The organism is Pantoea sp. SGAir0418, assembly GCF_043529865.1.
The window spans coordinates 160,312-172,590 of the sequence record NZ_CP027911.1; the positions used below are offsets into that span (position 1 = coordinate 160,312).

The following is a 12,279-nucleotide window of genomic DNA, read 5'->3' on the forward strand; positions in this document are numbered from 1 at the left end:
TGGCACGGGCCGCGGCAGCAATGTGCGCAGCATGGCGCAACGATCCGCTTTACATTCAGTGCGCCGCACCTTTCGCACGGCGGCAAAACCTGCTGAACTAGGCATTCGCCTTAAGCTGGCCGGGAGCCACCAATGCCTTTGCTTCACCTGTCATCGCTGGCGGAGATCACCGCTGCCGAATGGGATGCGCTGTTACCTGACAATCAACCTTTTTTACGTCACGCCTTCCTGCTCGCGCTGGAAGAGAGTGGCAGCGTGCGCGCGGAAAACGGCTGGCAGCCGGATCATCTGCTGTGGCGCGAAGACGGCAGGCTGCGGGCAGCGCTGCCGGGCTACCGTAAACGCAATTCGTGGGGCGAATATGTGTTCGATCACGCGTGGGCCGATGCCTGCCAGCGTGCCGGCATCGCCTATTACCCCAAATGGCTCGGCGCCATTCCGTTCAGCCCGGTGACCGGTGCGCGTCTGCTGGGCGACGAGACGGCCATCATCCCGATGCTGGAAGCGCTGCCCGATGCGTTGCAGCGGCACGGCTTAAGCGGGGCGCATATCAACTTCACCACGCCGCACGCCAACGCGCTGCTGGCAACCCAGCCGGACTGGCTGGCGCGCCTCGGCGTGCAGTATCACTGGCACAATCGCGGTTACCGCGATTTTCACGACTTTCTCGACACGCTGATGTCGCGCAAACGCAAGCAACTACGCAAAGAGCGTGAACAGGTGGCCAGCAGCGGCTTTGCGTTTAACTGGTATCGCGGCGATGAGCTGCGTGAAGATCAGTGGGATTTTGTGTATACCTGCTACGCCAACACCTACGCGGTGCGCGGCCAGCGTCCCTATCTGACGCGCTCCTTCTTCAGCCTGCTGGCGGAGCGGATGCCGCAGGCGATTCGCGTGGTGATCGCCACGCTACAGCAGCAGCCCGCCGCCATGGCCTTCTGTCTGGTGGATGACGACACGCTGTATGGCCGCTACTGGGGCTGTCTGGCGGAGTTTGACCGGCTGCACTTCGAGACCTGTTTCTACCAGGGCATGGATTTCGCCATCGCCGAAGGGCTGCAGCGCTTTGATGCCGGTGCGCAGGGCGAGCACAAGCTGGTGCGCGGCTTTGAACCGCAACTCACCCACTCCTGGCACTATCTGTGCCATCCGGGGCTGCGTGATGCGGTCGGGGATTTTCTGCAGCAGGAGCGGGCAGGGGTACACGCCTGGGCACAGGAAGCGCGCGACGCCCTGCCTTACCGGCGCGGCGATTAATCGACGCCGACAAATCCGCCGGTCTGATGCTGCCACAGGCGCGCGTACAGCCCGCCGTGCGCCAGCAGTTCGTGATGGTTACCCATCTCAACAATACCGCCATTTTCCAGCACCACCAGCCGGTCCATTTTCGCGATGGTCGACAGGCGATGGGCGATGGCGATCACCGTTTTGCCCTGCATCAGCGTCTCCAGGCTCTCCTGAATCGCCGCTTCCACTTCAGAGTCGAGCGCCGACGTGGCTTCATCCATGATCAGAACCGGCGCATCTTTCAGCAGCACGCGGGCGATGGCAATACGCTGGCGCTGGCCGCCAGAGAGTTTGACGCCGCGCTCGCCGACGTGCGCATCCAGCCCGGTACGGCCCTGCGGATCGGAGAGCAGCGGGATAAATTCGTCGGCGCGGGCGCGCACAATCGCCGCCTGCAGTTCGGCTTCGCTGGCATCCGGGCGACCGTACAGCAGGTTTTCGCGAATCGAGCGGTGCAGCAGCGACGTATCCTGGGTGATCATGCCAATCTGACTGCGCAGGCTCGCCTGCGTGACCTGCGCGATGTCCTGATCGTCAATCAGAATGCGCCCGCCGTTGATGTCATACAGCCGCAGCAGCAGGTTCACGAGGGTCGATTTACCGGCGCCGGACGTGCCAATCAGACCGATTTTCTCGCCAGGCTTGATGTTGAGATTCAGGCGGTTAATCACCTGGCGGCCGCCGCCATAGTCAAAACGCACATCCTCAAAGCGGATCTGGCCGCGCGTCACCTGCAGCTTTTTCGCCTGCGGCGCATCCTGCACGCTGAGCGGTTGCGCAATGGTATTCAGGCCATCCTGCACCATGCCGATGTTTTCGAAGATGCCGTTCACCACCCACATGATCCAGCCGGACATGTTCACCAGGCGAATCACCAGCCCGGTGGCCAGCGCGATGGCGCCAACGCTGATCAGCGACTGGCTCCACAGCCACAGCGCGAGGCCGGAAGTGCTGACAATCAGCAGGCCATTGAGCGTCGACAGCGTGATATCCATGCTGGTCACCATGCGGCTGGCATGCTGGGTTTTGTCGGTCTGCTCCTGAATGGCGTCGCGCGCGTAGCGTTTTTCCAGATCGTTATGGGCAAACAGTTTCAGGGTAGCGATGTTGGTGTAACCGTCAACGATGGTGCCCATCAGCTTCGAGCGCGCCTCGGATGACACCACCGAGCGCTGCTTGACGCGCGGCACAAAGAAGCGCAGCGACAGACTGTACGCCACAATCCAGACGATCAGCGGAATCATCAGCCGCCAGTCGGCTTCCGCGAACAGCACCAGTGAGGTCACGGCGTAAATCACCACGTGCCAGATGGCATCCACCAGCTGGACCGCCGAGTCACGCAGCGAGTTACCGGTTTGCATGATGCGCTGGGCGATACGGCCGGCAAAATCGTTCTGGAAGAAATTGAGGCTCTGCCGCAGCACATAGTTGTGATGCTGCCAGCGAATCATGCTGGTCATACTGGGGTTAATGCTTTGATGCACCAGCATATCGTGCAGTGCGATCACCACCGGCCGCAGCACCAGCGCCACCGCCGCCATCCACAGCAGAATCGGCCAGTTATCGCTGAACAGCGTTGCGGGCGTGGTGTGATTGACCAGATCGATAATACGGCTGAGATAGCTAAACAGCGCCACTTCGATCAGCGCCTGCGCCAGCCCGACAATCAGCAGCGCGACAAAACTTGGCCACACCTGACGCAGATAATAGAGGTAAAACGGCCACACGCTGGCGGGTGGGGAATCGGTGGGGGCATCCTGAAAAATATTGATAAAACGTTCAAAACGACGATACAACATAAGGCCACTCTTTCCGATCGGTGAGAGTTAACAGCTTAGTGCAACTGAACAGGGATTATCGACATGGATTTGCAGATTCGCGGACGTGAACCGGGCGATGCCGCCGCCTATCAACGTTTATACAGTCATCCCGAGGTGTATCGCTGGACCACGCAGCTGCCGTTTCCCAGCGTCGCCACCTGGCAGAAAAAATTCGAGCCGATGAACAGCGAAGGCCATATCGGCTTTGTGGCGGAAATCGACGGGCAGATGGTGGGCGAGCTGACGCTGTTTACCGAACAGCGGCCGCGTACGCGTCACAGCATCAGTTTTGGTATTGGCGTCGATCCGGCGTTTAGCGGTCGTGGCATCGGCGAGCGGCTGATCCGCACCGGTATCGACTATGCCTTTAACTGGCTGGGCGTGATTCGCGTTGAGCTGGAAGTGTTTCACGACAACCAGCGCGCGCTGCGTCTGTATCAACGCCTGGGCTTTGAGCAGGAAGGCGTGAAGCGCAAAGCCTGCCTGCGCGAGGGCGAGTACCACGACATTATCGTCATGGCGATACTGCGCGAGTGATGGTTGCGTCGCTCTGTAACCAGGGCGCCCTGTAACCAGGTCGCCATAAATGGCGCCCCTTATATCCCGATCATTCTCCTCCGGGTATGATGATCCCCGACTGATCATCGGGAAGTTGCTGGTGAGATGGGGGCGCCCCCTGGGCATAAAGCCTGCTTCGTAGATTCATCCCCGGCAACTTAACTCCCGCCTTCAAGACCGGACGGTATCCTGTGCCCCGAGCACGCATCCATAAGGATGGTCATGGCGGTTTCCCTGTGCTGTTAAGGAGAATCTATGCAAACCCGTATGCCTGTCGGCATTGATATTGCCTCCGGAAAGTTTGATGTGGCCGTCTGGAAAGGCGACACGTCTTACAAAACCAAAGTCTTTCCCAACACCCCTAAGGGCTTTATCGCCCTGAAAAAATGGCTGGAGCCGTTCGGCTGCTGCCATATCTGCATGGAGGCTACCGGCGCGTACAGTGAGCCGCAGGCCACCTTCCTGCACGACGAAGGCTATGATGTCAGCGTGGAAAATCCCGCGCGCATCAGGCGCTTCGGACAGGCGGAGCTGAGCCGTAACAAGACGGATAAAGACGATGCGCGCATGATAGCGCGCTACTGTAAACTGCACGGCCCGTCGCTGTGGCAGCCGGCGCCGCTGAATGAACGCAGGCTGAAGGCGCTGGTGAAGCGCCTGACGAATCTTCAGGAAATGCGGCAGATGGAAGAGAACCGGCTGGAGGTCTCGGATGCGGTGGTGCAGCCCTCAATCCGCGTGGTCATTGCGGCGCTGGATGCGCAGATAGACGAAACGAAGCGGGCAATAAACGACCATATCGACAATGATCCGGGCCTTAAAAAGAACAGGGAACTGCTGGAGTCCATCCCGGGCATCGCGGGCGTGCTGAGCAGCACGATGCTGGCGTATCTGGGGGACATGTCGAGGTTCAGCAGCAGCAAGGCGCTTGTGGCGTGGGTGGGTCTGAATCCGATGCGGCAGGAGTCCGGTGAGTGGAAGGGCAAAAGCAGGATATCGAAGATGGGCAACAGCGCGATGCGCAAGGCCCTGTACATGCCTGCGATAGTGGCGATGAAGTGGAATCCGGCGGTGAGTGCGCTGAAGAAACGGCTGGATGCGGGTAAGAAAACGGGAAAAGTCGTGGTGTGCGCGGCGATGAAGAAGCTGCTGCAGCTGGCTTATGGCGTGCTGAAATCGGGTCGTCCGTTCGATGCCGAAATATGTCTTGCCAGGTAACCGGCAAGACGGTATCTACAATAAGCGGGATGACCTGGTGCATCACAGGGTGCGCATTGTTGCGCACCTGGGAAATCAGCACAGCTCCAGATGGACTTCGTGCTGTTCAATCACCTTCAGTACGCTTAACGGCGGGGTTTGATCGGTATACAGGTAATCAATCAGGCTCATGTTGCCAAGGTTAACCATGGCGTTACGGCCAAACTTCGAGTGATCCACCACCAGCATCACGCAGCGCGAGTTCTCGATAATGGCGCGTTTGGTGCGCACTTCGTGATAGTCGAACTCCAGCAGCGAACCGTCCATATCAATACCGCTGATGCCGAGAATGCCGTAATCGAGCCGGAACTGAGAGATAAAATCGAGCGTGGCTTCCCCCATGATACCGCCGTCGCGCGTGCGCACTTCACCGCCGGCAATAATCACGCGGAAATCCGGCTTGCCCATCAGCAAAATCGCCACGTTGAGGTTGTTGGTGACGATACGCAGATTGTTGTGGTTGAGCAGCGCATGCGCCACCGCTTCCGGCGTGGTGCCGATATCAATAAACAGCGTGGCGCCGTCCGGGATCTGGCTCGCCACGCGCTCGGCGATGCGTGCCTTTTCCGCCGACCACATCATTTTGCGATCCTGCCACGCGGTGTTTTCCGAGCTGGAAGGCAGCGCTGCGCCGCCGTGATGACGCTGAATTTTGTTTTGATCGGCCAGATCGTTCAGATCGCGCCGGATAGTCTGCGGGCTGACCTCAAAATGATCCACCAGCTCTTCCGTACTGACATACCCCTGACGCCGGACCAGATCGATAATGGCGTCATGACGTTGCGTCTGCTTCACATCTCTCTCCTCGGCTCAAGGCCGTGTTCTTTTTATCCTGCTGCTAGCGACGTGCGCGTTTGCGCGTATCAACGAACGCCATTGCCAACCCCACCAGCAAACCGGTGACGTGCGCAGCGTTCGCGATCGACAGGCCAAAGGCGCCGTACCAGCCAATCACCAGCCATACAATAGCGAAGCCAATCAGGCCGCGCTCGAGATAAATGCCACTTTCGGGATCGCGCTCGCCGCGCAGCCAGCAGTAGCCCATCAGCGCATAGACCACGCCGGACAGCCCGCCAAACAGCACACCGCTGAATTTCGCCTGCATCCAGCCGCTCAGCAGCGCTGAAATCAGCATGATAACGAACAGCTTGCCGCTGCCGAGGCGCTTCTCTACCGCACCGCCGAGATACCACCACCACATCAGGTTGAACAGAATGTGCAGCAGCGAGAAGTGCAGCAGCGCGTGGCTGAACCAGCGCCACACCTGAAAATACTGGGAGGAATCCGCCGGCCAGGCCAGCCAGCCAAGTACCACATCGTCGCCGACAATCTGCATCAGGATAAACACCGCTACGCAGGCGATCATCATGGTCAGCGTGAGCGGGCCCGCGCGTTCGCGAATGTTTGCCCAGATATTGCCACGCTCATAACGCAGACCGCTGTCGGTGGTACCGCTGTGCCAGCTCGCCGCCTGATAGCGTGGATGGTTGGGATCGCGCACGAACTGCGCGAGTTCGTTTTCGACCATCTCCAGCTTGCTGTCGTCATCCAGCACAATGACATAGTGGCTTTCGCGCTCAATACGCAGCGTGACGCCGCGCGTCGCCATGTAATCGACAAACGCCTGTGCCATGCGCGGCTGGTTAAACTGGGTAATGCGCATCATGCGGTGCTCTCCTTCCTTTTGTCGGTCGATCAGAGGCTGCCGGTCGCCACCTGCGTCGGAAACGCGGCGCGCCAGGCATCAAAACCGCCGTCGATGCTGTAGACGTCGCTAAAGCCCTGGCTTAACAGGAACTGCGCCGCGCCTTTACTGCTGTTGCCGTGATAGCACATCACCAGCACCGGCTGGTCGTGCCGGGCGCCGGCAATGAACGTCGCCAGGTTGTCATTGGTCAGATGTTGCGCACCGGTGGCATGGCCCATGGCGAAGCTTTGCGGATCGCGGATGTCTACCAGTTGCGCTCCCTGTGCCAGATGCTCGTTAGCCTGCAGGACGTTAATACACTCGAAGGTTTCCATGGGTCTCTCATTACCTCGTCATCAATTGGCGTTAGTTTACCCTGATAAGCCGCCGCGATAACCTGACAAATCCTGTGGATATGTGATTTTTTTCCTGCCGAAATGTTAGCTATATCACGCAAGAATGTTTTTATTGAGTTAAGCGCTGGCGTCAATGTTGGTTTCCGATTATTATTACGCTCGAAAACGAACATTTTAGAACTATTCCGAACATCGGAGGAGATGACGTGGAAACCAAAGACCTGATCGTGATCGGCGGCGGCATCAACGGTGCCGGCATTGCAGTGGATGCTGCAGGACGCGGCCTGTCAGTGCTGATGCTGGAGGCGCGGGATTTGGCCTGTGCAACCTCCTCTGCCAGTTCCAAGCTGATTCACGGTGGCCTGCGCTATCTGGAACATTACGAATTCCGTCTGGTGGGCGAAGCGCTGGCCGAACGTGAAGTGCTGCTGAAAATGGCGCCGCACATCGCCTTCCCGATGCGTTTCCGTCTGCCACACCGCCCGCATCTGCGTCCGGCGTGGATGATCCGCATGGGCCTGTTTATGTACGATCGCCTCGGTAAGCGCACTACGCTGCCAGGCAGTAAAGGTCTGCGTTTTGGCGCGGAATCGGCCCTGAAGCCTGAAATTACGCGCGGTTTCGAATATTCCGACTGCTGGGTGGACGATGCGCGCATGGTGGTGCTTAACGCGCAGGAAGTGGTGAAACAGGGCGGCGAAGTGCGCACCCGCACCCGCGTAACTCGCGCCTGGCGTGAAGCCGGTCTGTGGATGGTGGAAGCGGAAGACGTCGATACCGGCAAGACCTACACCTGGCGCGCCAAAGGGCTGGTTAACGCCGCTGGTCCCTGGGTGAAACAGTTCTTTGACGATGGCCTGAAGCTGAAATCGCCGTACGGTATTCGCCTGATCAAAGGCAGCCATATCGTGGTGCCGCGCGTGCACACCGAGAAGCAGGCTTACATTCTGCAGAACGAAGATAACCGTATCGTGTTTGTGATTCCGTGGATGGATGAGTTTTCAATCATCGGTACCACCGACGTCGAATACAAAGGCGATCCGAAAAATGTCAAAATCGATGACAATGAAATCAGCTATCTGCTGAAGGTGTATAACGCGCACTTTAAAAAGCAGCTGACCAGTGACGATATCGTCTGGACCTACTCCGGCGTGCGTCCGCTGTGCGATGATGAATCTGATTCACCGCAGGCGATCACCCGTGATTACACGCTGGATGTGCACGACGACAACGGCCAGGCACCGCTGCTGTCTGTGTTCGGCGGCAAACTGACCACCTATCGCAAGCTGGCGGAGCATGCGCTGGAGAAACTGGCGAAATACTACCCCGATGCCGGTCCGGCGTGGACCAAAAACGCCGTGCTGCCAGGCGGTGATTTCTCCGGTACGCGTGAAGATTACGCTGCCAGCCTGCGCCGTCGCTATCCGTTCATCAGCGAAAGCATGGCGCGTCACTTCGCCCGCACCTACGGCAGCCGTACTGAAGTGCTGCTGGAAGGCGCGAAGAGCCGTGAAGATCTGGGTGAAAACTTTGGCCACGAATTCTATGAAGCCGAACTGCGTTACCTGGTGAAACACGAGTGGGTGCGCGAGCTGGACGACGCCATCTGGCGCCGTACCAAACAGGGTATGTGGCTGAGCGAAGCCGAACAGGCGCGCATCCGCGACTGGCTGGCGGAAAACGGCCAGAAACCGGCGCTGTCGCTGGCTTCCTAATCGCCTTAAGCATTGTCCTCAACCCCGCCACCGCGCGGGGTTTTTGTTTTTTCTCTTTTGTGTTGGCGAGAGGTTATTCACACAAGATACTGCACCAGATCAATTCTCACCGCTCCGCTTACTGACTAAATAATCCGCGACTGGATTAACGGACTCGTCAGTAACAGGGAGCATAACGCATGGCTTTAGCCACTTTTCCGCTCAATATCTTCACCACACAGCGCATGTTTAATGACTATGGCGCTGACGATATGCGCTACGGCGATATCTGTGAACGCCGGATGAAAAACGAATTCGGCCTCACCCACATTTCCAATGTGGTCGACCCATGGAACATGACGCGGCTGCATCCCTTCCATAATCCCCAGTCGCGCTTTGCTGGTGCTTATGCGAAACCTGGCGAAAAGCTTTCACCGCTGGAGTGCGCCAGGCTGCTGTTTGCTGAGATGCAAACCACTTCATTACCTTTCGCGCTTGTTGGCCCGCAACGTTTCCTGATAAATAAGATGCTGGAGCATTTTATGCGCTCCAGCGGCCTGCCGTTTCGGGATTTGTCGCTGGATATGGCATATCGGGACAAAATTATGAACGACAGAAGCATAAACAGTACACACAAAGCCATAATTGATACGCTCAATGTTAATATTGATTATGGTATCAAAGGCCTGCCATTGAAAAATACAGGTGACATTAACTCTGCCATTAATAACTCGATCCTGCCAAAGTTCGATTCATTAATTATGGATAAAATAAATGGTCTAGGCATTACTGTTCATGATGTTTATGCTACCAAAATTGACATATTGAGTCTTGACGTTAATGGTGCGCGCTGGAGGGCAAAAATGCGCTTCAGCGGACAGGATCATTTCGGTCTGGATACGCATGATATTCACAAGCATAAATTCAGACAATTTCAGTTTTTTACGATATGGTTCACCTTACAACGTTATGATAAATTTGGCTTTCGTCCTTTTCTGACGAACATGGATGCTGTGATAGATATTGAAGGCGGCCGTTAATGAACAGGAAGATATGGGCAGGATTAATTCTGCTTATTGCATTAGCCAGTGGCATATATTGCTACCTGAACTTCAGGGAAGTTAACGTCATTGACGTTCACCAGGATTACTATTCTGCATCAATTATCGTCGATCACCTGCCTTACTCTGACGATAAAAAAATAAGGTGGTGGTTGATTCACCAGCCGCAAATAACGTCAAAATACAATATTAAAGCCTTTAATGATAATGGCCCCATTACCTATTATTTTTATGCACTAGGTGAGGGATATCAGTCATTAGAAAAAAAGGACCGCATTTGCTTTAAGCAAATGCACCCCCCTGCTAATTGTCTGGATAAAAATTTACTGATGAAAATTCAGCGGAAGCAGGATGGTGGCGTGATATTCTCACTGGATTCAGGAAATTACACAGTGAATAAAGACAACGAAATGAGTCAATTGCAGAGGAGCAATTGATACATAGCGCGATAAATCGCGCCGCTACAGTGTGTGCGGTCGATAATGACGAAAGTCACTGCCGCATTTACCGTAGCGGCGCAATTCATTGCGCTAATTAACACGCTAACTTACAGCCCGGCATTGTCACGAATATATTTACGGGCTTTCACTGCATATTCGAATGGGTTAGCGATGGCCGGATCCTGCTCCGCTTCGACCACCATCCAGCCTTTGTAGCCGTAATCATCGAGGATTTTGAATACCGGTTTGAAATCGATCACGCCATCGCCTGGTACGGTGAAGGTGCCTTTTTTCACCCCGTCGAGGAACGACAGCGAGTTTGCGCGCACCTCTGCCACCACGCTGTCACGCACATCCTTCAGATGCACGTGGAAAATACGCGGCAGATGCTGGGTCAGCACATCCAGCATCACCTGCTGTGATCCTTCGGAGTAGTAAATGTGGCCGGTGTCGTACAGCAGACCGACGTTATCGTGGGTCATTGCCATAAAACGGTCGATTTCGGCTGGCGTCTGAATGCCGGTGCCCATGTGATGATGCAGCGTCACGCGCATTCCTTTCTGCGCCGCGATCGCCGCCAGTTCGTTGTAACCTTCTGCCGTCAGGCGCCACTCTTCGTCCGTGAAAACCGGCTTCTGCTCCAGCACCGGCAGCGACGTGCCCTGAATGCTTTTGCTCTGTTCCGAGCAGCCAATCACGCGCGCGCCCATGGCGTGCAGGAAATTCATGTGATTGATGAACTGATCGATGGTTTTCGCTTTGTCACCGTTGGCAAAAAAGGTACTAAACCAGGCGTTACAAATCTGCATACCGCGGATATCCAGCATCGGCTTCAGCACCGCCGGATCGCGCGGATACTTGCTGCCCACTTCGCTGCCGGTGAAACCCGCCAGCGCCATCTCGCTGACCGTTTGCTGGAAAGTATTTTCGCTGCCGAGTTCCGGCATGTCGTCGTTGGTCCAGCCAATCGGCGCAATCGCCAGTTTGACGTTCTCTTGGTTCATTTTCAGCTCCCTGACACAGAGAGGCAGCGGTAATCCGCTGCCGTGGATAGGTTTAGCGCACGCGCCTGATTATTTCTGGTAAAACGCCGGACGCGGCGGCATGGCAACGGGCTCAATCGCACCGCTAGTTTGCGCCTTCAGGCAGGCATCGGCAGCCACCGACGCGGCAAAGCCGTCCCAGGCGGAAGGCCCGCTCAGCTGGCCCGCTTTCACATCATTGATAAACGCCTGCAGCTCAACGTCGTAGGCGTCGATAAAGCGATCTTTCCAGTCGGTCAGCAGCGCGTTGCCAAGGCGGGCATCTTTGCGCATTTGAATGGCCGACGGCTCCGGCAGTCTGGCGATGCCCTCTTCGCCCACCACTTCACACTGAATGTCATAGCCGTACGCGCAGTTCACAAAGATCTCCACATCGATGCGGATGCCCTTCTGCGTTTCAAACAGCACGATCTGCGGATCTTTCAGCTTCGCGTGTGACTTTGAGGTCGTGCGCGGGAACACCACCTGCACGCTTTTGTAATCGTCCTCGGTCAGCCAGCGCAGGACATCCAGCTCGTGAATCAGGGTGTTGGTAATAGCCATGTCGGTGGTGTAATTCTCGCCGACGCTCTGATTACGGTGTGCGCAGTGCAGCATCAGCGGCTCGCCGATGTCACCGTCGGTGATCACCTTTTTCAGCGCGCGATAGCCGGCATCATACGGGCGCATAAAGCCCACCTGCACCAGACGTTTGCCGTGCGCGATCTCGGCGTCAACAATGCGACGGCAGCCCTCTGCGCTCAGCGCCAGCGGCTTCTCGCAGAACACCGGTTTCCCGGCGGCAATCGCGGCCAGCGTGAACTCTTCATGCGTCGGGTCCCACGAGGTCACCAGCACGGCATCCACTTCCGGCGAGTTAATTACCTGATGACCATCCTGATACACTTCGGCCTGGATATTCAGCCGCTGCAGCGCCGCGCGCGCACCTTCCACATTGATGTCTGAAACCGCCACCACTTTTGCGCCCTGCAGCACGTTGTTGCAGCGACGAATATGTTCCTGACCAATTGCGCCGGTACCGATTACACCGAGTTTGAGCGTCATAATTACACCTGTAGAGTCGGATAAGTAGGGTA

At 56.6% G+C, this 12,279-nt stretch carries 12 protein-coding genes; 6 read left to right on the top strand and 6 right to left on the bottom strand.

Features of this window, described 5'->3' with window-relative positions:
* Positions 1-132 precede the first annotated feature (132 nt).
* Positions 133-1,257 carry a GNAT family N-acetyltransferase gene (locus tag C1N84_RS00730; protein WP_264250228.1) on the top strand — a complete coding sequence of 375 codons (1,125 nt, stop codon included), beginning with the start codon at positions 133-135 and terminating at the stop codon, positions 1,255-1,257.
* On the opposite strand, the gene C1N84_RS00735 is transcribed toward C1N84_RS00730, so the two are convergent.
* Positions 1,254-3,086 (bottom strand): ABC transporter ATP-binding protein, encoded by a 1,833-nt coding sequence (locus C1N84_RS00735; RefSeq protein ID WP_264441872.1) that lies wholly within the window; start codon positions 3,084-3,086, stop codon positions 1,254-1,256. The genes C1N84_RS00730 and C1N84_RS00735 overlap by 4 nt on opposite strands.
* Before the next feature lie 63 nt (positions 3,087-3,149).
* Between C1N84_RS00735 and C1N84_RS00740 the strand changes: the two genes are divergently transcribed.
* Positions 3,150-3,644: a GNAT family N-acetyltransferase gene (locus tag C1N84_RS00740; RefSeq protein ID WP_058775154.1), complete on the top strand. Its 495-nt coding sequence runs from the start codon at positions 3,150-3,152 to the stop codon at positions 3,642-3,644.
* 276 nt (positions 3,645-3,920) lie between these two features.
* A complete protein-coding gene (locus C1N84_RS00745; RefSeq protein ID WP_394541694.1) occupies positions 3,921-4,883 on the top strand; it encodes an IS110 family RNA-guided transposase in 963 nt (320 codons plus the stop codon).
* A gap of 75 nt (positions 4,884-4,958) precedes the next feature.
* Here the strand turns inward: C1N84_RS00745 and C1N84_RS00750 are convergent, their stop codons facing one another.
* Genes C1N84_RS00750 through glpE form a run of 3 tightly spaced genes read right to left on the bottom strand, consistent with a single transcriptional unit; the run spans position 4,959 to position 6,944 of the window.
* Positions 4,959-5,717, bottom strand: coding sequence for a DeoR/GlpR family transcriptional regulator (locus C1N84_RS00750; RefSeq protein ID WP_058759319.1), 759 nt, complete (start codon positions 5,715-5,717; stop codon positions 4,959-4,961).
* A gap of 43 nt (positions 5,718-5,760) precedes the next feature.
* Positions 5,761-6,585 carry a rhomboid family intramembrane serine protease GlpG gene (gene glpG, locus C1N84_RS00755; RefSeq protein ID WP_264443566.1) on the bottom strand — a complete coding sequence of 275 codons (825 nt, stop codon included), beginning with the start codon at positions 6,583-6,585 and terminating at the stop codon, positions 5,761-5,763.
* Positions 6,586-6,617: 32 nt separating this feature from the next.
* Positions 6,618-6,944 (bottom strand): thiosulfate sulfurtransferase GlpE, encoded by a 327-nt coding sequence (glpE, locus tag C1N84_RS00760; RefSeq protein WP_021313438.1) that lies wholly within the window; start codon positions 6,942-6,944, stop codon positions 6,618-6,620.
* Positions 6,945-7,171: 227 nt separating this feature from the next.
* Here glpE and glpD point away from each other — a divergent pair, with 227 nt between their 5' ends.
* The 3 genes from glpD (at position 7,172) to C1N84_RS00775 (ending at position 10,157) form a co-directional block, all read left to right on the top strand.
* Positions 7,172-8,680, top strand: coding sequence for a glycerol-3-phosphate dehydrogenase (gene glpD, locus C1N84_RS00765; protein ID WP_264441893.1), 1,509 nt, complete (start codon positions 7,172-7,174; stop codon positions 8,678-8,680).
* Positions 8,681-8,859: 179 nt separating this feature from the next.
* The gene (locus C1N84_RS00770; RefSeq protein ID WP_264441892.1) at positions 8,860-9,699 is read left to right on the top strand and encodes a DUF3289 family protein; all 840 of its coding nucleotides are present in this window, start codon (positions 8,860-8,862) and stop codon (positions 9,697-9,699) included.
* Positions 9,699-10,157: a DUF943 family protein gene (locus C1N84_RS00775; protein WP_264441891.1), complete on the top strand. Its 459-nt coding sequence runs from the start codon at positions 9,699-9,701 to the stop codon at positions 10,155-10,157. Before C1N84_RS00770 ends, C1N84_RS00775 begins: the two co-directional genes overlap by 1 nt.
* A 110-nt stretch (positions 10,158-10,267) precedes the next feature.
* Here C1N84_RS00775 and iolE read toward each other — a convergent pair whose 3' ends face one another.
* Together iolE and C1N84_RS00785 are read right to left on the bottom strand one after the other, a co-directional pair.
* Complete coding sequence (gene iolE / locus C1N84_RS00780) at positions 10,268-11,164, bottom strand: myo-inosose-2 dehydratase (RefSeq protein ID WP_211727642.1); 897 nt, start codon at positions 11,162-11,164, stop codon at positions 10,268-10,270.
* A 69-nt stretch (positions 11,165-11,233) separates the two neighbouring features.
* Positions 11,234-12,247 carry a Gfo/Idh/MocA family oxidoreductase gene (locus tag C1N84_RS00785; protein WP_021507394.1) on the bottom strand — a complete coding sequence of 338 codons (1,014 nt, stop codon included), beginning with the start codon at positions 12,245-12,247 and terminating at the stop codon, positions 11,234-11,236.
* Positions 12,248-12,279: the final 32 nt, after the last annotated feature.